The sequence below is a fragment of the Micromonospora sp. HK10 genome, from assembly GCF_000982955.1.
In the GTDB taxonomy this organism is placed as follows: domain Bacteria; phylum Actinomycetota; class Actinomycetes; order Mycobacteriales; family Micromonosporaceae; genus Micromonospora.
Window position 1 is genome coordinate 1 of record NZ_KQ058649.1, and the last position, 21,542, is coordinate 21,542.

Sequence of the window (21,542 nt, forward strand, 5' to 3'; positions counted from 1 at the left end):
TCCAGGTATCACAACACTCTCTGAGGCGGGGCACCGGCCTTGCGCTGTGCGCGGGTGGCCGGTGCCCCGCGGCGAGCGCGTGACGCACGCCGCCTGGCGGCAAAGCGTGCCTTCCGGCCCGTGTGATGCCCCAGAATGCCGCATCCCGCTGGAGGGGAGCGGCGCCCCGCGGCGGTCGGCGCCGCTCCCGGTCGGGCTCAGTGCACGCGGGCGAGGGTCACTCCGTCGGCGATGGGGAGCATCACCACGTCGACGCGGACGTCGGCGAGGACCTCGTCGTTGAACGCGGCGATGGCCCGGTCGTCGGCGTTCTGCGGCGCGAGCACCCGGCCGGCGCGCAACGTGTTGTCCACCGCGATGACCGCGCCCGGCCGCATCCGCGGCACCAACTCGTCCCAGTAGATCGGATAACCCACCTTGTCCGCGTCGATGAACGCGAAGTCCAGGTACCGCTCGCGCGGCAGCTCGCGCAGCGTCTCGGCGGCCGGGCCGATACGCAGCTCGATCCGGTCCTGCACTCCGGCCCGGGCCCAGTAGCGCCGGGCCACGCCGGTGTACTCCTCCGAGATGTCGAAGCAGGTCAGCCGGCCACCCTCGGCGAGCCCCCGGGCGATCGCCAGCGAAGAGAGCCCGGTGAAGGTGCCCACCTCCACCGCCTGCCGTACGCCGAGCAGCCGGGTGAGGAAGGTCAGAAACGCGGCCTGTTCCGGCGCGACCTGCATGGTGGCCTGAGCGGGCAGGGCCGCCTGGGTCTCCTCGGCCAGGTCACGCACGATCTCGTCCGGGGCCGAACCGTGGGCCACGAGGTAGGCGTGCAGTTCCGGGGTCAGCGGCAGCGGCTTTGTGGTCATGACCGGAACCTAGCCGAGATGCTCGATCTCCTGGCCCCCCGGCGCGACCTTCGTCCACAGGTCGGTGACGTTGAGGCCCAGCTCGGCCAGCAGGGTGCGCAGCAACGGGAGAGAAAGGCCGACCACCGTACCCGGGTCGCCCTCGATCCCGGTCAGGAACGGCCCGCCCAACCCGTCAATGGTGAACGCCCCCGCGACCGCCAACGGCTCGCCCGTCGCCACGTACGCGGCGATCTCCTCGTCGCTGATGTCCGCGAAGTGCACCGTCGTGGAGGCGACCGCCTCCGCCCGCGCCTCGTGCACCACGTCAATCAGGCAGTGCCCGGTGTGCAGCACCCCGCTGCGGCCGCGCATCCGCCGCCACCTCCGCGTCGCGTCCGCCGCGTCGGCCGGCTTGCCGAGAATCTCCCCGTCGAACGCCAGCACCGAGTCACAGCCGAGCACCAGCGTCCGCTCGTCCGGTGACGGGCGTAGCCGGCCCAGCACCGCCTGCGCCTTCAGCCGGGCCAGCTCCAGGCACAGATCCTCCGCCCGGTCGCTGACCACCTGCGACTCGTCGACCCCGCTCACCAGCACGTCGGGTTCGATCCCGGCGGCGTGCAGCAGCTTGCGGCGGGCGGGACTCTGCGAGGCGAGCACGAGGCGCAACGGCAGGGAAGTCGACACGCCTTTGACGCTACCGGCTGACCCGGGGCGGAGGATCGCCGGCACGACGACGCCGGCGCCACACCAGATATCCACCGCCGGCCGCCACCAGCACCCCCAACGTCGCCAGCCCGCGTACCGCCGCGCCGTCATCACCGTCGTCGGGCAGCGCCCGTTGCGACGCGGGCGGGGTCACGGCCGACGACTCGAAACCCAACGGAGGCACGTCCGCCGTGAGCGCGGCGACCAGATCGATGACGCCGTAGCCGTACTCGTCGTCGCGGCCCGGCGGGCCCTTGTCGATCGCGGTCGCCGTGAGGCGGTGGGCGACCTCCTCGGCGGGGAGGTCTGGGTACTTGGAACGGATCAGCGCAGCAGCGCCCGCCACGATGGCAGTGGCACCTGACGTCCCAGTGCCTTTTGAGTACTTGCCCCCATAGCTGGTACTTACCACGCCGACTGCAGGGGCCGCGATGTCGACCTCTGGCCCTGGCACTGACACCGCCGCATGTTCGCCATGTCGGTCGACCCCGGCGACCGCGATGACTCCTGGCTCCGATGCTGGATAACCGACGTGCGCGTCCTCTGGCCTATTGCCGGCTGAGGCAAGGACAACAATATCTGCTTTAAGTGCGCCCTGTATTGCCCGCTGAAGACGAACGCTGGCGCCTGCCACTGCGGAAATGCTGATGATGTCTGCCCCATGCGTTGTCGCCCACTCCACACTCGCTGCGAGTTCCTCTGTATCCCCTTTCCCATCAACAAGTGAGGACCGAATCGGTAGGATCTTCGCGTCAGGTGCAATGCCGAGGGCGCCCTTGCTTTGGCTTGCTCCATGTGCCGCGATCAGTCCGGCCATCGATGTTCCGTGGCTATCACGGTCGGTCCAGCCGTCGCCGCCTTGTTTTGTCAAGTCAAGCCCATGGAGCAAATTTCGTCGCAGATCCGGATGAGGGTCAACCCCGGTGTCTGGGAGTGCGACGACAATGCCACTTCCCCGGCTAATCTGGTGAGCTTTTTCGGCCTGAAGAAAACTCAAATGCCATTGTTCCCCTCGAACCCGAGTGGCGATATCGGCGTGGGTCGCGACGGCCGGTCCTGCAACTGAGGCGATCAGGGCTGCGACCGTGAGTGGATTAATGAAGAGAAGGGTCCCGAGTCCTCTCATGGTCGGCCAAAGCCGATTGCCGGACCAGGGTCAATGGGGCCATCGTCACTCGGCGGGAGAACTATAGGCGCAACTCCTTCCTCGGTCTCCCATGGGTTGTCCGGATCCCATCGCTGTTGCTTGCTGCTCTCTCTCGCGTGATCCGTCGATGGACATGGATTCAAGCTCGGATAGCTCGGGCTCCCCCCGAGGGGTCCGCTATGAATACTGCCGACTCCCCAAACGCGCCCACCTCTGGGACGAGAGCCAGCGCTACCAGTGGGCGCAGTACCAGCCGCGCCTCCACCGATGACGCCTCCGACAGGATTGACTCGCCGGGCAGGCGTTCCCTCACTCGGCCGTGGGAGTCCGGTGGCTGGAGTTCCGCCGATTAGTCCCCCTGCGGGAAGTGAACGTGGTGAAGGATTTGGTGAATAGCCACCCACTCCTTTCGCAGATAGGGGCGGTGGTGGGTTCGGCTTGCCGCGTGAGGGAGGGCCGCTTGAGCCGGCGGTGCCGGCCGGCGGTATTACCGCGGGCAGCGACGACGTTCCTGTCGATGGAGCCAGAGGGCCTTGGGCTGGTGACGGGTTGGGGTTGCGGGTAGGAAGGTCGGAAAGGCCAGTGCCCGCACTGCCAAGTACCGGTCCAACGCCTGGCGAAGAGGGAAGGGCGACTGGGCTGGCTTTAGCGACGGTGTGGATGCGCCTTGGAGCAGGGGGCGGCGGAAGCGGAACAGTGACAATCGGTGGAATGTTCGGAGTTGGCTTCTCGTGCAAGTCGCGGTTCTCCGATTGCCGCGGCACCTTCGGCATTGGAGGAGGTTGGCGGAGCATCACTTGGGCTTGTTGGAGTTCTCCGCTCAGCCCGGCCATCAGCCCGCGCGCCCGCCCGTTCAACCGCTCCAGGTCGGCGTCCGTCACCGGAGGCGTGTTCGGCAGGCGGCTGCCGGCTACCGCCTTCGGGTCGGCGAGGATCTCCTCGTACGCCTGCTTCTGCTTCAGCTTGGCGGCGTACTCGTCGTACAGCGGCTTGAGTTCGGCCCGGGCGCCGGCGAGGGCGCGGGTGGCGGCGGCGAGCGCGTCGTAGTTCGCGGCGGCGGCGTCGTGGGTGCGTTGGACCTTGTCGATGAGCTGGTCCAGTTCCGCGAGGTACGCCCGGGCGGCCGCGTTGGTCGCCGGCGGCCACGCCTCGGCGAGGCCGCGCCGGTATTCGCGTAGGCGGCTGAGGTGGGCCTGGGCGAGGTCGCAGATTTTGCGCCAGCCGGCGACCTGTTTCCACTGCCCGGTGGTGTCCTGGTCCTGGACGCATGCCCACATGCTGAGCACGTCCATGAGCTGCCAGTCGGTAAGGCCGGAGGTGCGGCCGCTGCCCCGCTCGATCATGGCCGCGCCACCGGGCCCTCCTCGGGCGCGGTCGGGTCGCGCAGTGGTGGCACCGGGCGGGACGCCATCGTGGACGGTCCGGCCATGGCCCACTGGACATCGGCCACCCGGGCCGCCGAGAAGGCGTCGGAGTGCTGGTACTTGGCGGCGATCAGGCCGGCGGCGTCGGCGAGGCGGCCGGTGGCGGGCACCATGCCCCACACCATCTCCACCGCGGCGGTCTGCGTCTCGTGGTGGGCCTGGAGGAACTGCACCAGCTCGACGAAGGCGTCGGCCGGGTTGGGGATCCGCGCCCGCATGTCGTCGGCGATGTACGACAGGTGCGGTGCGTAGTTGCGGGTCACCTCGTCCTGGAGCCGGTCGGCGAACTCCCGTAGCTGCCGGATGTCGGCCTCGATGCCGTCGTAGCCGCGTAGCCAGCCCGCCGGTTCGTTCTCCTCGGGGATCATCGACCCTCCCTGCCCGTCACCGCGCCGTTTCCCTGAGTGAGATTAGTGGCTCGCGGCGGATCCCGGCAGGGGGCGTACCCCGGGAAAAGGGTCAGCGGGGGAGGGCGGAGGCGCGCCACGCGCCCGGGCCGGCGACGGGCGTCGCGGCGGCCGGGCGGGCGCTGCGGGCCCAGTGCGACACCGCCGCCGGCGCGGCCGTGGCCGGCCGGGTCCGCACCATGATCGCGCCGACGAGGGCGGCCAGCTCCTCGGCGGTGGGCACCCCGCGGACGATCCGGAACAGCGGCTCATCGGCAGACATGACCCCAGGGTACGCGTCCAGAACTTGACCTTCGCCGCACAGTGGCGTGCCGGCGGTGTGACGGTCGGAGCTGGCGGGTACCGTCTCTGCGATGTCTGACGCGCTTCCCCAACTCGTCGCCGACCGGTACCGGCTTCTGTCGCCGCTCGGCCAGGGCGGCATGGGTCGGGTGTGGAAGGCGCGGGACGAGGTCCTGCACCGGGACGTGGCCATCAAGGAACTCGTCCCGCCGCCCAGCCTCACCCCCGAGGAGCGGCGGGAGATGCGGGAACGTTCGCTGCGGGAGGCCCGGGCCATCGCCCGGCTCAACAACGTCAACGTGGTCCGCATCTTCGACGTGCTGCGCACCGACGGCGATCCGTGGATCGTGATGGAGTACGTGCCGTCGAAGTCGCTGCAGGACACCATCGCCGAGGACGGGCCGGTGTCGGCGGCGAAGGCGGTCCAGATCGGCCTCGGCGTGCTGGGCGCCTTGAAGGCCGCCCACAAGGCCGGCGTCATGCACCGCGACGTGAAGCCGGGCAACGTGCTGCTCGGCGACGACGGCCGGGTGGTGCTCACCGACTTCGGCCTGGCCACCATCCCCGGTGACCCGAACGTGACCCGCACCGGCATGGTGCTGGGCTCGCCGGCGTACATCGCGCCGGAGCGGGCGCGGGACGGCACGGCGGGCCCGGAGGCCGACCTCTGGTCGCTGGGCGCGACCCTCTACGCGGCCGTGGAGGGCAAGTCGCCGTACGCCCGGCCGTCGGCGATCGCCACGCTGGCGGCGCTGGCCACCGAGCCGCTGCCGCCGCCGAAGAACGCCGGTCCGCTCAAGCCGGTGCTGCAGGGACTGCTCCGCAAGGACCCGGCCGAGCGGATCAACGCCGAGGTGGCGGAGCGCCTGCTGCGCAAGGCCGGCGGGCGGCGCGCGAAGAGCATCTCGCTGCGGGACGGCGTACGCCGGCCGGGGCCGAACGGTCCGCGCGAGCCGCGCCCGCCGCTGGTGCCCGCGCCGCGCCCCGCCGACGGGTCCGTCGAGCGGCCGGCCAAGCCGGCCGCGTTCGCGCCGGGTACGGCCGCCGCTGCCGCCGCCGGCCCGGTGGCGCAGTCCGCCGCCACGGCCAAGGTGACTCCGCCGCCGGCCGAGCCGACCACGAAGCTCGACCGGTCCGCCGCGCCCGCCGCCGTCGAGGCCCCGGCGGACGACGCCGTCGCGGCCCTGGCCGAGACGCGGCTGGACGGCACGCCGGTGCCGGCCGCGCCGCCGCAGCCGCCGAAGAACCCGACGTCGGTCCTGGCGGAGCCGGTCAGTCCGGCGCCGTCGTCCGGCCGGGCCGCGGTCATCCCCGGTACGAAGCCGGAGCGCAACCGGCGCAACCTGCTGATCGGCGCGCTGGTCGCGTTGGTGCTGGTGGGCCTGGCGGTGGCGGTGCCGCTGCTCAACCGCGGCGACGGCGAACAGGGCGGTGGACAGCCCTCCGCCCCGACCTCGGCCGCTTCGGCCGCGCCTCCGGGCCCGACCGGTGACGCCTCGGGGGCCGCATCCAGCTCGGCCGCCCCGACCAGCGCCGCGCCCAGCCAGACCCCCTCGGTGGCCCCGTCCGCCACCGGGTTCGCGCTGCCGGCCGGCTGGACCTATTACAAGGGCCCGAACGGTTTCCGGGTCCCGCTGCCGGCCGGGTGGCGCAGCAGCAACGGAAACAACTCGGTGACCTTCAGCGAGCCCAACGGGCTGCGCCGGCTCTATGTCCAGTGGACCAGCTCGCCGGAGAAGGATGCCTACGCGGACTGGAAGAGCAAGGAACCGTACCGGCACAACTACGTCCGAAACTACCAGTACCTCAGCATCACCCCCTGTGACGCGTACCGGACCTGCGCGGACTGGGACTGGCTGGAGACACGGAGCGGCGCCCGGATCCACGTCCGCAACCGCGGCATGGCCACCGCCAGCAACCGGGGCTACGCGCTGCGCTGGGAGGTTCCGGCGAGCGACTGGGACGCCAACCTGGGCAACTGGGCGAACATCACCAAGGGCTTCCAGCCGGACCGGCAGGACTGAGCTGGGGAATCCCACTGCCGCGAAACTGATTCGCATGGCCTTGCGCCGTACGGGGTACTGGACCCGTGACGACGGAAGGAGGTACGACATGCGTTACCGACACAGGGACACCGGGCCCCGGCTGGCGCTGTGGATGCTGGTCGCGCTCGGGGACGTCGTCCTGCTGCTGGTGAGCGCCGGCATCTCCGCGCTGGTGGCGGCGATCGGTGTCGTGGCCCTCGTCGTCGCGGGGGTGGCGGGCTGGCGGCTGGCCCGCCGGACCACCCTGACCGGGCGGGGCGCGGTGTCCGTGCCGACCGCCTCGCGACGCCGGGCCTGACCGCGCACGCAGACGACAACGGCGGCAGCCGGACCGAGGTCCCGCTGCCGCCGAGCGCTGTGTCGGGGTAGCTCAGGTGTTGTTCGCCAGGGCGATCAGGCGGCTCCGGTCACCGTTCCAGTAGTTGCGGTCCACGTTGCCGCTGATCCCGGAGACCGAGCCGCTGGAGGTGTACTGCCAGAAGCTCCAGACCGGGGCGCCGGCCGGCAGGGTGCCCGCCGAGCTGGCCCAGCGAGCGACCCAGAGCGGGTGGTTGGCCCACGGCGCGGACCAGCTGCCGGTGCACTGGTTCCACCAGCTGGTGGTGGTGTAGATGACCGCGTACCGGGAGGTGCGGGCCTTGTAGCGGCTGAGGAAGTCGCTGATCCAGGTCCGCATGGCCGACGTGGTCTTGCCGTAGCAGTAGCCACCGCTGTACGGGTTCGCCTCCAGGTCGAGGGCGGCCGGCAGGGTGCGGCTGTCCGCCGACCAGGCGCCGCCGTTGCTGGCCAGGTAATCGGCCTGGGCCGCGCCGCCGGAGATGTTCGGCCGGGCGAAGTGGTACGCGCCGCGGATCACGCCGGCGTTGTAGGCGTTCACGTAGTTGGCGTTGAAGGCCGAGTCCTTGTAGCTGGTGCCCTCGGTGGCCTTGATGTAGGCGAACTGGATGCCCGCGTTCCGCACGCTGGTCCAGTTGATCGAGCCCTGGTAGTGCGAGACGTCGATGCCAGGGGTGGTCGCGGCGGCGGCCGGTCCGGCCGTGGCGACGAGGGCCGCGGCCGCGGTGGCGGCGACGGTGAGGCCGGTGGCGAGCAGCCGGCGTACGGAGAGTCGGGGGTGGGCCATTGATGCCTCCAGGGACGTCAAATGATTGACGCCTATCTTTGGAGGTAACTGCCCTAGATCGCAAGGGGCCTTAAAGAAATTTTCATAGAAGGTCGTCGTGATGTCGGCGGGGCCGCACCGGGAGTTGGCTCAGCGGAGGGCGCCCGGGTCCAGCGACCAGCGGAAGGGCTCGGCCATGTGCAAGGTCTCACCGGCCTTGGCGACCCGGTCCTCGACGTAGTGTTCCCCGTCCAGCCGGTGCAGCCGCAACGAGTGGCTGTCGCCGTCCTGCTCTACGAGCAGGTACCACGGGATCCGGGCGATGGCGTAGAGCTGCATCTTGAGCAGGCGGTCGGCGGCAGCATTACCTGGCGACACGATTTCACCGACGAGGAACACCCGGTTTGCGTCGAGGTACGTGCCTTCGTCGTCGGCGTCCGTGACCACGAGGTCCGGAATGACGATGCGGTCGACCCCGAGCCGGACGTTGATCGCGTCGTAGACCGAGAGTCCTTCCGACTCCGCTGCCGCCTCGATGCTGTTCGCCAGTCGTCGTGCCACCCGCTGGTGCCGTCGGCTCGGGGCAGGGCTCACGATCAGGCTCCCGTCGAGCAGTTCGATCCGGTCCGGCGTCTCGCCCAGGGCGAGGTAGTCGGCCTCGGTCCAGAGGCCGACGTGGTGCGCGAAGGGCTCCAGCGGAGCTGCACTCACCGGCGTTCACCTCCCGTTCCGACCGCCACCCGATCAGTCTCACACCATACGAGCCGCTGGCTCCGGAGCGACACCGGTTCGCCGGGTAGGCTCCCGGCTCATGCCCCTCCTCGACGGCCTGCGCACGATCTGGGACACCTTGCTGGCCGCGCAGCCCGACCCACCGCCGCTGCTGGTCCTGCTCACCGCGGTGGTCGCGGTCGCGGTCGTCGCCACCCGGCTGCCCTGGCGGATCGCCCGCAACGCGGTGACCATCGCCCACGAGGGCGGCCACGCGCTGGTCGCGCTCCTCACCGGGCGGAAGCTGCGCGGCATCCGGCTGCACTCGGACACCTCCGGGCTGACCCTCTCCGCCGGGCGCCCCACCGGGCCCGGGATGATCCTCACCCTGCTCGCCGGCTACGTGGCGCCCGCGCTGCTCGGCCTGGGCGGGGCCTGGCTGCTCGCCGGCAACCGGATCACCCTGCTGCTCTGGCTCGCGGTGGCCCTGCTGCTGGCCATGCTGGTGCTGATCCGCAACGTCTTCGGGGTGCTCTCCCTGCTGGTCACCGGCGGCGTGGTGCTCGCCGTCTCCTGGTACGCGTCGCCGCAGGTGCAGGCCGCCTTCGCCTGGACGTCGGTCTGGTTCCTGCTGTTCGGCGGCGTACGCCCGGTGATCGAGCTGCAACGGTTGCGCAGCCGGGGGCGGATGCCGGAGTCCGACGCCGACCAGCTCGCCCGGCTCACCCCGTTCCCGCCGCTCTTCTGGGTGGGCGTGTTCCTGCTATTCAGCATCGCCGCGCTGGCCGTCGGCGCGCTGCTGCTCGCCGGACCGATCCTCACCGACGCCGGGTTGACCGGCTGAGCGCGGAGGCCGGGCCCCGGGGCGGCCCCGCGCCGGAGCCGGGCAGAAGGAGCCGGGCAGAAGGAGCCGGGCAGAAGGAGCCGGGCAGAAGGAGCCGGGCAGAAGAAGCCGGGCAGAATCGGACGGATGCGGTATCTGATCATCGGGGCGGGCGCGGTCGGCGGCACCATCGGCGTACGGCTGGCTGACGCCGGCCGGGACGTCACGCTGGTGGCCCGCGGCGCACACCTGAACGCGATCCGGGCGCGCGGCCTGACCCTGCGTACGCCCGACGGCCCGCGGACCGGCCGGCTGCCGGCGGTGGCCGGGCCCGGCGACCGGCCGTTGCCCGCCGACACCGTGCTGGTGCTGACCGTCAAGTCGCAGGACACCGAGGCCGCGCTGGCCACCTGGGTGGACACCCCGGTCGAGGGCGGTGGCACGGCGGGTGAGCGGCTGCCGATCGTCCTGGCCCAGAACGGCGTCGCCAACGAACGCGCCGCGCTGCGCCTCTTCGCCCGGGTGCACCCGGTCTGCGTCTGGTTGCCCGCCACCCACCTGGAACCCGGGGTGGTGGTCGCCAACGGGTACCCGCATCCCGGCATGCTGCACCTGGGCCGCTACCCGTCCGGCTCCGACGACACCAGCCGGGCCGTCGCCGCCGACCTGACCGCCGCCGGCTTCGTCGCCCCGGTCCGCGACGACGTGCTGCGCTGGAAGTACGGCAAGCTGCTCGGCAACCTCGGCAACGGGTTGCAGGCGCTGCTTGGCCGGGACATCCCCGCCCCGCTGGCCGCCCGGGTACGCGCCGAGGGGGAGGCCGCGCTGGCCGCCGCGGGCATCCCGCACACCACCCCGGAAGAGGAGGCCGCCGAGCGAGGCGACCGGGTCCAGCACCGGCCGGTCGACGGCGGGCAGCGGGCCGGCGGCTCGACCTGGCAGAGTCTGGCCCGGGGCGCCGGATCCGCCGAGGCCGACCACCTCAACGGCGAGATCGTGCTGCTCGGCCGGCTGCACGGGGTGCCGACGCCGGCCAACGCCGCCGTGCAGGCCGCCGTCCGCCGGGCCGTGCGCGAACGGATCGCGGCCGGCGAGTTCCCCCGCGCCGAACTGGAAAAAATGATCGGCTGAGCGGGCAACCGCACCGGTCCCGCCAGGCGTCTCTCCGGCGACGTGCAACGGGGGAGGTAACAGGGTGCCGGACGCCGACGGGTTCGACGAGTTCTACCGGGACACCCGGCAGCGGCTGCTCGGCGTCGTCTACGTCCTCACCGGCAACCTGGCGGAGGCCCAGGACGCTGTGCAGGAGGCGTACATCCGGGCCTGGCAGCGCTGGTCGACGGTGTGCCGGTACGACGACCCCGAGGCGTGGGTGCGGGTGGTGGCCAGCCGGATCGCGGTGAGCCGCTGGCGCAGCCTGCGCAGCCGGGCCCGGGCGTACCTGCGGCACGGTGCGGACGAGAGCGTTCCAGGCCCCGGCACCGACACGCTGGAGGTGGTGGCGGCGCTGCGCCAGCTGCCCGAGGAGCAGCGCGTCGCCATCGCCCTGTACTACCTGCTCGGCATGCCGGTGGCCGAGGTGGCCCGGGAGACCGACGCCCCGGTCGGCACGGTGAAGGCCCGGCTGTCCCGGGGGCGCGCCGCGCTCGCCGGGCTGCTCAAAGTCGTGGAGCTGGAGGACGCCGCCGATGCGTGACGAATTCGTCGACCTGGTGAGCCGGGACCTGCGGCGGGTCCGCTGGGCCGAGCCCGCGGAACTCCGGGCCCGGGCCCGGCGGCGGAGCCGGCGTACGGCCGCGGCGACCGCGATAGCCGTACTGGCTGTCGCGTCGTCGGCCGTGGCGGTGGCCGCCCGTCCCGACCCGGCGCCCACGGTCGCCGGCCCGATGAGCGGGTTTGATTCCCCAGGGGCCGAACTCCCCTCGATCGTGCTGCTGTCCGGGAGCGACCTGCCGGTGCGCGCCAACATCCAGCTCGGTGACATCGGCCTCGGCGAGCCGGTACGGGTCGACCCGCTGCTGGAGACGTGCGCCAAGGCGAACGGGGTGCCGCTGGAGCTGGTGACGTCGCGCTACTCGCGGTCACGCAATCTGCTCCAGGCATCGGCGTCGGGCCAGGACGGCACCGGCGGGCTGCCGGTCCTCGCCCAGGACGTGTACCGGATGGGGCGGGCCGGCTCTGCGCAGGTCTTCGCCGACCTCGACCGGTATGTGCGGGCCTGCGCCAGCTGGCGGCAGACGACCCCGGCGGAGCGGGACGGGCTCAGCGGAACGGTGTCCATCCAGCACAGTTGGCAGGTGGTGGAGCGGGACTTCGCCGGCGACCGCTCGATGCTGCTGCGGCACACCGAGGCACCCGCGCCGAGCCCGCAGGTCGTGCAGCCGACGGCCGGCGAGGATCTGCGCGCGGTCGTGCAGGTCGGGGATCTGGTCACCGTGCTCGCCCCGCAGGGGGGCGTGCGCAACCGGTCCGTACCGCTGGTGGACGGCGACGAACTCCGCGCCCTCGGCCGCACCGCCGCAACCCGGATGTGCGCCATCACCAGCCCACCCTGCTGACGCGCCGAGGCCCGCGCCGGACGTCCGGCGCGGGCCTCGACGGCATCCGCTACAGCGGGATGTTGCCGTGCTTCTTCGGCGGCAGCGTCTCGCGCTTGCTGCGCAGCACCCGCAGCGCCCGGACGATCTGCACCCGGGTCTCGTGCGGCGGGATCACCGCGTCGACGTAGCCACGCTCGGCGGCGATGTACGGGTTGGCCAGGGTGTCCTCGTACTCGGCGATCTTCTCGGCCCGGACGGCGGCCGGGTCCTCGGCGTTGGTCAGCTCCGAGCGGTAGAGGATGTTCACCGCGCCCTGCGCACCCATCACCGCGATCTGCGCGGTCGGCCAGGCGAAGTTCAGGTCCGCACCGAGGTGCTTGGAGCCCATCACGTCGTACGCGCCGCCGTAGGCCTTGCGGGTGATCACGGTGACCTTCGGGACGGTGGCCTCGGCGTACGCGTAGATGAGCTTCGCGCCGCGGCGGATGATGCCGTCCCACTCCTGCCCGGTGCCGGGCAGGAAGCCGGGCACGTCCACGAAGGTCAGCACCGGGATGTTGAACGCGTCACAGGTCCGCACGAAGCGGGCCGCCTTCTCCGACGCGGCGATGTCCAGCGTGCCCGCGAAGTGCATCGGCTGGTTGGCGACCACCCCCACCGGGCGTCCCTCCACCCGGCCGAAGCCGACCACGAGGTTCTGCGCGTAGAGCGGCTGGACCTCCAGGAACTCGCCGTCGTCGAGGACGTGCTCGATGACCCGGTGGATGTCGTACGGCTGGTTGGCCGAGTCCGGGATGAGGGTGTCCAGCGCCCGGTCCTCGTCCGTGATGTCGAGCTCCGCGTCAGCGTCGAAGACCGGCGGCTCGTCCAGGTTGTTCGACGGCAGGTACGACAGCAGCGCCTTGACGTACTCGATCGCGTCCTCCTCGTCGGTGCCGAGGTAGTGCGCGTTGCCGCTGCGCGAGTTGTGGGTCCGGGCGCCGCCCAGCTCCTCCATGCCGACGTCCTCGCCGGTGACCGTCTTGATCACGTCGGGACCGGTGATGAACATGTGCGAGGTCTGGTCGACCATCACGGTGAAGTCGGTGACGGCCGGCGAGTAGACCGCGCCACCCGCGCACGGTCCCATGATCAGGGAAATCTGCGGGATGACGCCGCTGGCCCGCACGTTGCGGAAGAAGATCTCGCCGTAGAGGCCGAGCGAGGCGACCCCCTCCTGGATCCGCGCGCCGCCGGAGTCGTTGATGCCGACGACCGGGCAGCCGATCTTCATGGCCAGGTCCATCACCTTGACGATCTTCTCGCCGAAGACCTCGCCCAGCGAGCCGCCGAAGACCGTGAAGTCCTGCGCGAAGACGCAGACCTGCCGGCCGTCCACGGTGCCGTAGCCGGTCACCACGCCGTCGCCGTACGGGCGGGTCCGCTCCAGCCCGAAGTTGGTGGACCGGTGCCGGGCCAACCCGTCCAGCTCGACGAAGGAACCCTCGTCGAGCAGCATCTCGATCCGCTCGCGGGCGGTCCGCTTGCCCCGCGCGTGCTGCTTCTCGACCGCACGGGCCGACCCGGCGTGCACCGCCTCGTCGACCCGACGGTCCAGGTCCGCCAGCTTCCCGGCCGTCGTGTGGATGTTGATCCCGGTCTCGGTAGTCACCCAGGGAATATAACGATGGTTCACCAGGACGCCGCTGTGCAGTGCGCCTCACCCGCTTCCGACCGACCCGACCGCCGGCGGGCCGTAGGCTGGCGGGATGCCCGGCTCGCCGTACACCGATCTGGACCGTCCGCCGCTGTCCGCGGCCCGGCTGCGGCGCGCGCTGGTCGCCCCGTACGGGCCCTGGCGCCGCCTGGAGCTGGTCGCCGAGACCGGCTCGACCAACGCCGACGTGGTCGCGGCGGCGCAGACCGGTGCGGCGGAGGGCCTCGTGCTGGTCGCCGAGCGGCAGACCGCCGGGCGGGGCCGGCGCGGCCGGGTCTGGCAGTCGCCGCCGCGGGCCGGCCTCGCGACCAGCGTCCTGCTCCGGCCCGGCGAGGCCGTCGCCGAGCGCGGCTGGTCACCCGTGCCGCCCTCGGGGTACGGCTGGCTCCCGCTGCTCGCCGGGGTCGCGCTGGTCGAGGCGGTGGCCCGGCTGGCCGAGCTGGACGCCCGGCTGAAATGGCCGAACGACCTGCTCATCGACGGCGCCAAGTGCGCCGGGGTGCTCGCCGAGGCGGTGCCGGGCGGCTCCCCGACCCAGCCCCCCGCCGTCGTGGTGGGCATCGGCCTGAACGTCACGCTCCGCGCCGACGAGCTGCCGGAGAACCCGACCGGGCTGCCGGCCACCTCGCTCCAGCTCGCCGGGGCCGCGGCCACCGACCGGGACCCGCTGCTGCGGGCCCTGCTCCGCGCCGTCGCCGACTGGTACGACCGCTGGCGCGACGCCGGCGGCGACGCGGTGACCAGCGGCCTGCGGGACGCGTACGTGGCGGCCTGCGCCACCGTCGGCCGCCAGGTCCGGGTGCTCCTGCCGGACGGCAGCGAGGTGCACGGCACCGCCACCGGGGTGGACGCCGACGGGCAGCTGCTGGTCGACGGTCCGGCCGGGGAGCTGCGCCTCGCCGCCGGAGACGTGCTGCACCTGCGCTGACTGTGCGGCCGGGCCGCCCGGCCACCGTCGACACCCGCCGAGCGGTGCCGGACGGGCGCCGTCGACACCCGCCGAGCGGTGGCGGGCGCCGTCAACACCCGCTGCACGCTGGCGGGCGGGTGCCGTCAACACCCGCCGCGCGGCTGATCCGCCGGGGTGCGCCGACCGGTTACGGTCAGCGCGTCCTGTTCTGCGAGGAGGTTCCCGTGGCGTTCCCTGAAGACGTGCTCACCGAGGACGAGCACGTCGTGTTGCACCTGCACCCGCACTGGAAGGCCCTGATCCGGCCGATCCTGGTGCTGGTGCTCGCCGTCGCGGCGGTGGTCGCCGGCTGGGCCCTGCTGCCGGCGGGCGACGGCGGCACGATCGCGCTCTACGTGATCGCCGCGCTCGGCCTGGTGCTGGTGCTCTGGCTCGGCCTGTGGCCGTTCCTGATCTGGCGCACCACCCACTACCTCTTCACCAACGAGCGGGTGCTGTTGCAGGAGGGTGTCTTCTCCCGCAACCGGCGGGACCTGCCGCTGACCCGGATCAACGACCACTCCATGCACCAGAAGTTCGTGGAGCGGCTGCTGGGCTGCGGCACGCTGACCATCGAGTCGGCCGGCGAGCGGGGCCAGTCGGTGCTCAACGACGTGCCGGGCGTGGACCGGGTGCAGACGAAGCTCTACGAACTCGTCGAGGCCCACCACGACAAGCACAGCCTCGGCGACGGCGAGATGCGGGAGATCCTCGCCGACATGCGCGACGGCAAACCCCTCCGCGACCCCTCCGCCTAACCCCCACCCACTTTCCCACTGGTTGGGGCAGGGCTGGCCGGCTTGCTGCGGCCCCTCACCTGCCACCCCCGGCGCCGCCGCGTTGATCACGAAGTTGTTGTCCCGGCATCCCCGGCTGCGGGCAACAACTTCGTGATCGCTGGGGCTGGGCCGGCAGAGCGGGGCAGGGTCAGTGGCGGGGAAGGTGGGGTGGGATGGGTTGGAGTTCGATGGTGAGGTCGGCTTTGAAGGCGCGGCCCAGCGCGTCCGCCGATGCCGGGCGGCCCTGCGGGGGCGCGTAGTCGCGCCGGTCGCCGATCCGTTCCGGTCGGGTGCCGGGACGGGGCTCGGTCTCCTCCAACTCGCTGACCGACTCGGCCAGCTCCGCCACCGGGTCCAGCTCGGCCACGTTGTCCCACTCGTCACGCGGGATGCTGTGCCAGGTCTCCTCGGCGTGCTGCGGCACCGGCTGGAAGACGAAGGTCCGGTAGGACCAGAAGCGGAACAGGGTGGCCAGCAGGACGCCGCCGGTCTTCGCGACGTTCAGCATCAGCAGGCTGGTCACGCCGAGGCCGTACTTCGCCGCCGCGAGTACGCCCAGCTCGATCACCAGGCCCGTGGCGTTGAACACGAAAAATAGGACGTACTCCCGCTTCAGCGCCGATTTCGGGCGATCCCGGTACGTCCAGTGTCGGTTCATCAGATATGACGTGATCGTCGCGATGATCGTCGCGATGACGGTCGCCTTGAGTTGGCCGTCGCGGAAAACCGTGAGTGCCAGCGCATTGAACACCGCGTAATTGATGACGGTGTTGATGCCGCCGACGATGCCGAATTTGAGCGCCTCGTGGACGAACTTCTGCCAGCGCTCGGGCAGCAGACGGACAAGAGGCATGCGGAACACCTTAGGGCAGCGGGCAGGGCCGTCTCGGCCCGGCGGGACGGAGTGGGCGGTTGGTCACGCCCCGGACTTCCGGTCGTGGCTCGGTGCCGGAACGGCGGGTGTTCCCGCCTCGACGAAAACGAACCGCCGGTACGACCAGAATCGGAACAGCGTCCCGAGGCCGGTGCCGACAACGAAGCTGGCGATGTTGTCGGCCAGTGGGGTCTGGAACACCCCCGGCCAGAGGGCGCCCAGCCCGTAGCGGCTGACGGCGAGGCAGCCCACGGCGATGCCGAGACCCACGCCGTTGAAGAAGAAGAAGAGGGCGTACTCCCGGGCCGGGTGGGAGCGCTGGCGGTGCCGCCAGGTCCAGAACCGGTTGCCGAGGAACGCGACGGTCGCCGCGACGACCGTGGCGATCGTCTTCGCCGCGACCGGCGGCACGTGCCGGACGCTGGCCAGGTAGTTGAAGAGTGCGAAGTCGACGAGGAAGGCGAGCCCGCCCACGGTGGCGAACTTGCTCATCTCGTGGATCAGATGGCCGAAGCGGTCGAGCAGCGCGCCGAGCGGCCCCCGACGGGTCCGCGGCGGCACCGTCCGGTTCCGGGTCATCGTGGCGGCCACTCGCAGAGAGTACCGGTTTGACGCTCGTGGGAGCGGTAACACCGACAACCGGGGACGCGGCCGGCGGCCGGCCGTCCGGCGACGGCCGGCATCCGCCGGTGCGGTCGACTGCTCAAGGTGATCTCCGTGAGCGGAGCGTAACCGGATCCGGCGCAATTGTGGACCGGATCACGGAATCGTCGTTCGTGACACCGGCGTGCGGTTACCCGCATCGTGCACCTCGCGACCCTCGGCGCTGACGGTGCCCGCCGAAGGTTCTCCGCAAGATTTGCGTGAAACTGCGCGCGAAAGCGGGTAAGAGATCGCGATGCCGCAGCGTGGCCGTACCTTGTGCAGTTCTTCACAACCAGTCCCACTGACTCGCGAGGCAGCCCGGTTTACGCTGAGCCCAATCCCAGGTTTCCACGACGGCGGCGTTCTCGTTCGCCAGTACTCGTGCATCCCATACATCGGTCAGCGTCGACCACAAGGAGATGTGACATGGTTGCTCCGGCTACTGTTCGGGGTATCGATCAGGCCCCGACGTCCCACCCCAAACTGCTCGCCTGGGTTCGTGAGGTCGCGGAACTGACCACCCCCGACCGGGTGGTCTGGGTGGACGGGTCCGACGAGGAGTGGCGTCGCCTCACCGACGAACTCGTCGAGAACGGCACCCTGATCCGGCTGAACCCCGAGAAGAAGCCCAACTCGTTCTACGCGCGGACGGACCCGACGGACGTCGCCCGGGTCGAGGAGCGCACCTTCATCTGCTCGGTCGACGAGGCGGACGCCGGACCCACCAACAACTGGATGGCGCCGGCCGAGATGAAGCGGACCATGACGGAGCTGTACCGCGGCTGCATGCGCGGGCGCACGATGTACGTCATCCCGTTCTGCATGGGCCCCGTCGAGGCGGAGAGCCCGATGTTCGGCGTCGAGATCACCGACAGCCCGTACGTGGTGGCCTCGATGCGGATCATGACCCGGATGGGCGCGAAGGTCCTCGAGGCGATGGGCGACGACGCGGACTTCGTGCACGCGCTGCACTCGATCGGCGCCCCGCTCGCCCCGGGCCAGCAGGACGTGGCCTGGCCCTGCAACGACACGAAGTACATCTCGCACTTCCCGGAGACCCGGGAGATCTGGTCGTTCGGCTCCGGCTACGGCGGCAACTCGCTGCTGGGCAAGAAGTGCTACTCGCTGCGCATCGCCAGCGTGATGGGGCGCGACGAGGGCTGGCTCGCCGAGCACATGCTGATCCTCAAGATCACCTCGCCGGAGGGCAAGGTGTACCACGTCGCGGGCGCCTTCCCGTCGGCCTGCGGCAAGACGAATCTGGCCATGCTGGAGCCGACCATCCCGGGCTGGAAGGTCGAGACCATCGGCGACGACATCGCCTGGATGCGCTTCGGCCCCGACGGTCGCCTCTACGCGGTCAACCCGGAGTACGGCCTCTTCGGCGTCGCGCCCGGCACCGACTGGAAGACCAACGCCAACGCGATGCGGACCCTGGACCGCGGCAACTCCATCTTCACCAACGTGGCGCTGACCGACGACGGCGACATCTGGTGGGAGGGCATGGGTGAGCCGCCGGCGCACCTGATCGACTGGAAGGGCAACGACTGGACGCCGGAGAGCGACAACCTCTCCTCGCACGCGAACAGCCGGTTCTGCACCCCGATCACGCAGTGCCCCATCCTCGCCGAGGACTACTACGACCCGAACGGCGTGCCGATCGACGCGATCCTCTTCGGCGGCCGTCGCCGGGACACCATCCCGCTGGTCACCGAGGCGCGGGACTGGGTGCACGGCGTGTACATGGGCGCCACGCTCTCCTCGGAGACCACCGCCGCCGCGTCCGGCGCGGTCGGCGTGGTGCGCCGCGACCCGATGGCCATGCTGCCGTTCATCGGCTACCACGCCGGCGACTACTTCCGGCACTGGATCGAGATGGGCAAGGGCGCCGACGGCGACGAGGCGAAGCTGCCCAAGATCTACTACGTCAACTGGTTCCGGAAGGACGCGGAGGGCAACTTCCTCTGGCCCGGCTTCGGGGAGAACTCCCGGGTGCTCAAGTGGATCATCGAGCGGCTCGAGGGGCGGGCCGAGGCGGTCGAGACTCCGATCGGCATGGTCCCGGCCCAGGACGCGCTGGACGTCGAAGGGCTGGACATGACCCCCGAGGACGTCCGGATCGCCCTGAAGGTCGACCCCGAGGAGTGGCGCAAGGAGCTGCCGCTGGTCACCGAGTGGTTCGAGAAGTTCGGCGACAAGCTGCCCGGCGTCCTCTGGGCCGAGCTGGACGCGCTGCGCGCCCGGCTCGACGCGGAGCCGCAGAAGTAGAGGTGTGCCGGTTGCCCCCAGCGGGCAACATCGGATGCCATGAGGACGGCCGCCGAACCTGTCGAGGTCCGGCGGCCGTCCGCCGTCCGGGCGCTGACCACGCTGCTCGCCGTCACCGCGGCGGCCACCGTCGTGGTCGAGCTGCTCAATTACTGGTACGCCCCGGAGCAGGAGTTCGGTCTCGCCGTACGCACCGGCTGGGCGATGCTGCGCTCCCTCGCCTTCCTGGTGCTGATCGGCCACGTCAAGCGCGGTCGGGTGGCGGCGCGACCGTTCGGGCTGATCCTCGCGGTGACCACGGTCTTCGCGGTGGGACGGCTGGTCGTGCCCCGGTCGGGGGTGCCACCGCTGCCCGGCCTGCTCGGGTTCGGGGTGCTCACCGCGCTCTGCGTCGCCGTGGTGGTGCTGCTCTACCGGTCCGACGCGGTACGCGGGCACCTGGTCCGGCACCGCAAGGGCCTGGTGATCTCCGATGGGGTCATCTCCTGGCGGGAGGTCACCCCGAAGCGTCCACCGGTCACCGGCTGGCTGCTCACCGCCCGGGTCGCCGCGTTCACCTACAGCCCGCTCATGCTGGTCCCGGCGCTGATCGCGGCCGGCTCCATCCTGGACGGCCGGCTCAGCGCCGTACCGGCCGTGCTGGGCTGGTTCGCCGCCGGCATCCTGGTCAGCTACCTGGTCCTGTTCGGCACCGCGTTCCTGCTGCGGGAACGGGCCTGGGCTCGCCGCTTCCTGATCGTGATCACCCTCGGCACCCTGGCCGTGCACCTCCCGCTCTGCTGGTGGCTCCTCGGCCTGGACGGCCTCGTCCGCGACGGCGCCCCCCTCCTGGCGGCGGCCCTGCTGACCCTCTACTCCCTCCACCGCGCCGCTCACCCCCACCCCCACCCCACCGCCCATTGATCAAACCCGTCGCATCCTCACCGCCCACCCCCCACCGCCCCCACCGCCCCTGTTGATCAAGCCCGTCGTACCTCACCCCTCCGCCGCCCCCCACTGCCCCTGTTGATCAAGGACTTTGCGTCCGTGATGGCCCGGCGGCCGACGCAAACTCCTTGATCAACTTCCCCGGTGGGGGGCGCGGTGGGTGGGGGAGGCAGGGTGGGTGGTGGGCGCGGCGGGGGTGGGGTGCGGGTCGGGGCGGGGAGGATGGCGGGGTGTGGGATGTGATCGTGGTGGGGGCGGGGCCGGCCGGGGCGGCGGCGGCGCTGGGCGCGCGGCGGGCCGGGGCGGAGCGGGTCCTGCTGCTGGACCGGTACGACTTTCCCCGGGACAAGGCCTGCGGCGACGGGATCGCCGCGCACGCGCTGGACGTCCTCGCCGAACTGGGCGTGACCGGGGCGGTCGACGGCTACGCCCCGCTGCCCGCGCTGCGGCTCGTCGGACCGGGCGGTGGGGCGGTGGCCCGGACGCTGCCCCGGCCCGCGTACACGGTGCCCCGGCGGGTGTTCGACGCGCGCCTGGTCACGGCGGCGGTGGCGGCCGGCGCGGAGCTGCGCCGGCACACCGTACGCCGGGTGGAGCAGCATGCGGACCGGGTGGTGCTCGACGGGGAACTGGCCGCGCGGGCGGTGGTCGGGGCCGACGGCGCCGGCTCGATCCTGCGCCGGGCGCTGGGTCACCCGGCGAACCCGGACCGCCACCTCGCGCTCGCCATCCGTGGCTACGCCCCCGCCCTGCCCGGCCCGCCCGAGCAGCTCATCGTCACCTCGTCGGCGCGCTGGCCGGCGTACGCCTGGTCTTTTCCGATCGGCGACGGCCGGGCGAACGTCGGGTACGGGGAGGTGTTGCGGGGCGAGCCGGTGACCCGGGCCCACCTGCTGGACCGGCTGGCCGACCTGCTCCCCGGCGTCGATCCGGCCACGGCGACCGACCTGCGCGCGCACCACCTGCCGCTCTCCACCCACCGGCCGGCGCCGGGCCGGGGCCGGGTGGTGCTGGCCGGCGACGCGCTCTCGTTGATCAACCCGTTCACCGGCGAGGGGATCTTCTACGCGCTGCGTTCCGGGGCACTGGCCGGGGCGGCGGCGGCCGGCACCCCCGCCCACGCGGCCCGCCGGTACGCCGAGGCGCTGCGCGACCGGCTCGGCACGCACCTGCGGCACAGCTCGGTCGCGGCCTGGCTGGCCCGCCGGCGGTGGGTGGTCGACGCCGCGGTCCGGGCGGCCCGCCGCGACGACCGGGTCTACCGGACGGTGGTGGAGCTGGGGCTGGGCGACGGGCGGCTCGACGCCCGCACCCTGGCCCGGATCGGCGCGGGCGTCGTGGCGCGGGATCGGCCACCGCGCCACTGATCTTCAATCCGGGTCGCT

At 71.7% G+C, this 21,542-nt stretch carries 23 protein-coding genes; 13 read left to right on the plus strand and 10 right to left on the minus strand.

Annotation, left to right across the window (positions count from 1 at the left end):
* Positions 1 to 197: 197 nt before the first annotated feature.
* The 3 genes from LQ51_RS00005 to LQ51_RS00015 are packed head-to-tail and all read right to left on the minus strand — an operon-like array spanning position 198 to position 2,484.
* Positions 198 to 851, minus strand: a complete 654-nt coding sequence (locus LQ51_RS00005) for an O-methyltransferase (RefSeq protein WP_046562498.1) — start codon at positions 849 to 851, stop codon at positions 198 to 200.
* A gap of 9 nt (positions 852 to 860) precedes the next feature.
* Positions 861 to 1,517: a Maf family protein gene (locus LQ51_RS00010; RefSeq protein ID WP_046562499.1), complete on the minus strand. Its 657-nt coding sequence runs from the start codon at positions 1,515 to 1,517 to the stop codon at positions 861 to 863.
* 10 nt (positions 1,518 to 1,527) lie between these two features.
* Positions 1,528 to 2,484: a S8 family serine peptidase gene (locus tag LQ51_RS00015; RefSeq protein ID WP_231605112.1), complete on the minus strand. Its 957-nt coding sequence runs from the start codon at positions 2,482 to 2,484 to the stop codon at positions 1,528 to 1,530.
* Here LQ51_RS00015 and LQ51_RS33605 point away from each other — a divergent pair.
* Both LQ51_RS33605 and LQ51_RS34435 read left to right on the plus strand, forming a co-directional pair.
* Positions 2,365 to 2,604, plus strand: coding sequence for a hypothetical protein (locus LQ51_RS33605; protein WP_231605114.1), 240 nt, complete (start codon positions 2,365 to 2,367; stop codon positions 2,602 to 2,604). The genes LQ51_RS00015 and LQ51_RS33605 overlap by 120 nt on opposite strands.
* An 878-nt stretch (positions 2,605 to 3,482) precedes the next feature.
* Positions 3,483 to 3,863, plus strand: a complete 381-nt coding sequence (locus LQ51_RS34435; RefSeq protein WP_156312931.1) for a hypothetical protein — start codon at positions 3,483 to 3,485, stop codon at positions 3,861 to 3,863.
* 161 nt (positions 3,864 to 4,024) lie between these two features.
* Here LQ51_RS34435 and LQ51_RS00025 read toward each other — a convergent pair whose 3' ends face one another.
* Together LQ51_RS00025 and LQ51_RS00030 are read right to left on the minus strand one after the other, a co-directional pair.
* Entirely contained in the window at positions 4,025 to 4,477 is a 453-nt protein-coding gene (locus LQ51_RS00025; protein WP_046562502.1) for a hypothetical protein, read from the minus strand.
* Between the two features lie 91 nt (positions 4,478 to 4,568).
* Positions 4,569 to 4,778: an acyl-CoA carboxylase subunit epsilon gene (locus LQ51_RS00030; RefSeq protein ID WP_046562503.1), complete on the minus strand. Its 210-nt coding sequence runs from the start codon at positions 4,776 to 4,778 to the stop codon at positions 4,569 to 4,571.
* A gap of 91 nt (positions 4,779 to 4,869) precedes the next feature.
* On the opposite strand from LQ51_RS00030, the gene LQ51_RS00035 reads away from it, so the two are divergent.
* Complete coding sequence (locus LQ51_RS00035; protein ID WP_046562504.1) at positions 4,870 to 6,822, plus strand: serine/threonine-protein kinase; 1,953 nt, start codon at positions 4,870 to 4,872, stop codon at positions 6,820 to 6,822.
* An 88-nt stretch (positions 6,823 to 6,910) separates the two neighbouring features.
* Positions 6,911 to 7,141, plus strand: coding sequence for a hypothetical protein (locus LQ51_RS00040; protein ID WP_046562505.1), 231 nt, complete (start codon positions 6,911 to 6,913; stop codon positions 7,139 to 7,141).
* Positions 7,142 to 7,213: 72 nt separating this feature from the next.
* Here the strand turns inward: LQ51_RS00040 and LQ51_RS00045 are convergent, their stop codons facing one another.
* Both LQ51_RS00045 and LQ51_RS00050 read right to left on the minus strand, forming a co-directional pair.
* Entirely contained in the window at positions 7,214 to 7,966 is a 753-nt protein-coding gene (locus tag LQ51_RS00045; protein WP_046562506.1) for a GH25 family lysozyme, read from the minus strand.
* A 129-nt stretch (positions 7,967 to 8,095) separates the two neighbouring features.
* Positions 8,096 to 8,656 carry a Uma2 family endonuclease gene (locus LQ51_RS00050; RefSeq protein WP_082159199.1) on the minus strand — a complete coding sequence of 187 codons (561 nt, stop codon included), beginning with the start codon at positions 8,654 to 8,656 and terminating at the stop codon, positions 8,096 to 8,098.
* A 100-nt stretch (positions 8,657 to 8,756) separates the two neighbouring features.
* Between LQ51_RS00050 and LQ51_RS00055 the strand changes: the two genes are divergently transcribed.
* The 4 genes from LQ51_RS00055 (at position 8,757) to LQ51_RS00070 (ending at position 12,037) form a co-directional block, all read left to right on the plus strand.
* Positions 8,757 to 9,500, plus strand: coding sequence for a M50 family metallopeptidase (locus LQ51_RS00055; RefSeq protein WP_046562507.1), 744 nt, complete (start codon positions 8,757 to 8,759; stop codon positions 9,498 to 9,500).
* A 126-nt stretch (positions 9,501 to 9,626) separates the two neighbouring features.
* Positions 9,627 to 10,610: a ketopantoate reductase family protein gene (locus LQ51_RS00060; RefSeq protein ID WP_046562508.1), complete on the plus strand. Its 984-nt coding sequence runs from the start codon at positions 9,627 to 9,629 to the stop codon at positions 10,608 to 10,610.
* A 64-nt stretch (positions 10,611 to 10,674) separates the two neighbouring features.
* On the plus strand, positions 10,675 to 11,175 hold the full coding sequence (locus LQ51_RS00065; RefSeq protein WP_046562509.1) for a SigE family RNA polymerase sigma factor: 501 nt from the start codon (positions 10,675 to 10,677) through the stop codon (positions 11,173 to 11,175).
* Positions 11,168 to 12,037: a hypothetical protein gene (locus LQ51_RS00070; RefSeq protein WP_046562510.1), complete on the plus strand. Its 870-nt coding sequence runs from the start codon at positions 11,168 to 11,170 to the stop codon at positions 12,035 to 12,037. The genes LQ51_RS00065 and LQ51_RS00070 overlap by 8 nt, the downstream gene beginning before the upstream one ends.
* Before the next feature lie 49 nt (positions 12,038 to 12,086).
* Here the strand turns inward: LQ51_RS00070 and LQ51_RS00075 are convergent, their stop codons facing one another.
* On the minus strand, positions 12,087 to 13,670 hold the full coding sequence (locus LQ51_RS00075; RefSeq protein ID WP_046562511.1) for an acyl-CoA carboxylase subunit beta: 1,584 nt from the start codon (positions 13,668 to 13,670) through the stop codon (positions 12,087 to 12,089).
* A 97-nt stretch (positions 13,671 to 13,767) separates the two neighbouring features.
* On the opposite strand from LQ51_RS00075, the gene LQ51_RS00080 reads away from it, so the two are divergent.
* Both LQ51_RS00080 and LQ51_RS00085 read left to right on the plus strand, forming a co-directional pair.
* Positions 13,768 to 14,643, plus strand: coding sequence for a biotin--[acetyl-CoA-carboxylase] ligase (locus LQ51_RS00080; RefSeq protein ID WP_046562512.1), 876 nt, complete (start codon positions 13,768 to 13,770; stop codon positions 14,641 to 14,643).
* A gap of 206 nt (positions 14,644 to 14,849) precedes the next feature.
* A complete protein-coding gene (locus LQ51_RS00085) occupies positions 14,850 to 15,422 on the plus strand; it encodes a PH domain-containing protein (RefSeq protein WP_046562609.1) in 573 nt (190 codons plus the stop codon).
* A 169-nt stretch (positions 15,423 to 15,591) separates the two neighbouring features.
* Here LQ51_RS00085 and LQ51_RS00090 read toward each other — a convergent pair whose 3' ends face one another.
* Both LQ51_RS00090 and LQ51_RS00095 read right to left on the minus strand, forming a co-directional pair.
* Positions 15,592 to 16,296, minus strand: a complete 705-nt coding sequence (locus LQ51_RS00090; RefSeq protein ID WP_046562610.1) for a GtrA family protein — start codon at positions 16,294 to 16,296, stop codon at positions 15,592 to 15,594.
* Between the two features lie 63 nt (positions 16,297 to 16,359).
* Positions 16,360 to 16,950: a GtrA family protein gene (locus LQ51_RS00095; protein ID WP_197087481.1), complete on the minus strand. Its 591-nt coding sequence runs from the start codon at positions 16,948 to 16,950 to the stop codon at positions 16,360 to 16,362.
* 438 nt (positions 16,951 to 17,388) lie between these two features.
* Here LQ51_RS00095 and LQ51_RS00100 point away from each other — a divergent pair, with 438 nt between their 5' ends.
* The 3 genes from LQ51_RS00100 to LQ51_RS00110 all read left to right on the plus strand — a co-directional run bounded on the left by LQ51_RS00100 (position 17,389) and on the right by LQ51_RS00110 (position 21,524).
* Entirely contained in the window at positions 17,389 to 19,230 is a 1,842-nt protein-coding gene (locus LQ51_RS00100; RefSeq protein ID WP_046562513.1) for a phosphoenolpyruvate carboxykinase (GTP), read from the plus strand.
* A 39-nt stretch (positions 19,231 to 19,269) separates the two neighbouring features.
* Positions 19,270 to 20,133 carry a hypothetical protein gene (locus tag LQ51_RS00105; protein WP_046562514.1) on the plus strand — a complete coding sequence of 288 codons (864 nt, stop codon included), beginning with the start codon at positions 19,270 to 19,272 and terminating at the stop codon, positions 20,131 to 20,133.
* Positions 20,134 to 20,387: 254 nt separating this feature from the next.
* Positions 20,388 to 21,524: a geranylgeranyl reductase family protein gene (locus tag LQ51_RS00110; RefSeq protein WP_046562515.1), complete on the plus strand. Its 1,137-nt coding sequence runs from the start codon at positions 20,388 to 20,390 to the stop codon at positions 21,522 to 21,524.
* The last annotated feature ends 18 nt before the right edge of the window (positions 21,525 to 21,542 follow it).

Coding starts and splice junctions, on each gene's coding strand:
- LQ51_RS00005 (WP_046562498.1), bottom strand. CDS start 851: ATGACCACAAAGCCGCTGCCGCTGACCCCGGAACTGCACGCCTACCTC.
- LQ51_RS00025 (WP_046562502.1), bottom strand. CDS start 4,477: ATGATCCCCGAGGAGAACGAACCGGCGGGCTGGCTACGCGGCTACGAC.
- LQ51_RS00030 (WP_046562503.1), bottom strand. CDS start 4,778: ATGTCTGCCGATGAGCCGCTGTTCCGGATCGTCCGCGGGGTGCCCACC.
- LQ51_RS00035 (WP_046562504.1), top strand. CDS start 4,870: ATGTCTGACGCGCTTCCCCAACTCGTCGCCGACCGGTACCGGCTTCTG.
- LQ51_RS00040 (WP_046562505.1), top strand. CDS start 6,911: ATGCGTTACCGACACAGGGACACCGGGCCCCGGCTGGCGCTGTGGATG.
- LQ51_RS00045 (WP_046562506.1), bottom strand. CDS start 7,966: ATGGCCCACCCCCGACTCTCCGTACGCCGGCTGCTCGCCACCGGCCTC.
- LQ51_RS00055 (WP_046562507.1), top strand. CDS start 8,757: ATGCCCCTCCTCGACGGCCTGCGCACGATCTGGGACACCTTGCTGGCC.
- LQ51_RS00060 (WP_046562508.1), top strand. CDS start 9,627: ATGCGGTATCTGATCATCGGGGCGGGCGCGGTCGGCGGCACCATCGGC.
- LQ51_RS00070 (WP_046562510.1), top strand. CDS start 11,168: ATGCGTGACGAATTCGTCGACCTGGTGAGCCGGGACCTGCGGCGGGTC.
- LQ51_RS00080 (WP_046562512.1), top strand. CDS start 13,768: ATGCCCGGCTCGCCGTACACCGATCTGGACCGTCCGCCGCTGTCCGCG.
- LQ51_RS00090 (WP_046562610.1), bottom strand. CDS start 16,296: ATGCCTCTTGTCCGTCTGCTGCCCGAGCGCTGGCAGAAGTTCGTCCAC.
- LQ51_RS00100 (WP_046562513.1), top strand. CDS start 17,389: ATGGTTGCTCCGGCTACTGTTCGGGGTATCGATCAGGCCCCGACGTCC.
- LQ51_RS00105 (WP_046562514.1), top strand. CDS start 19,270: ATGAGGACGGCCGCCGAACCTGTCGAGGTCCGGCGGCCGTCCGCCGTC.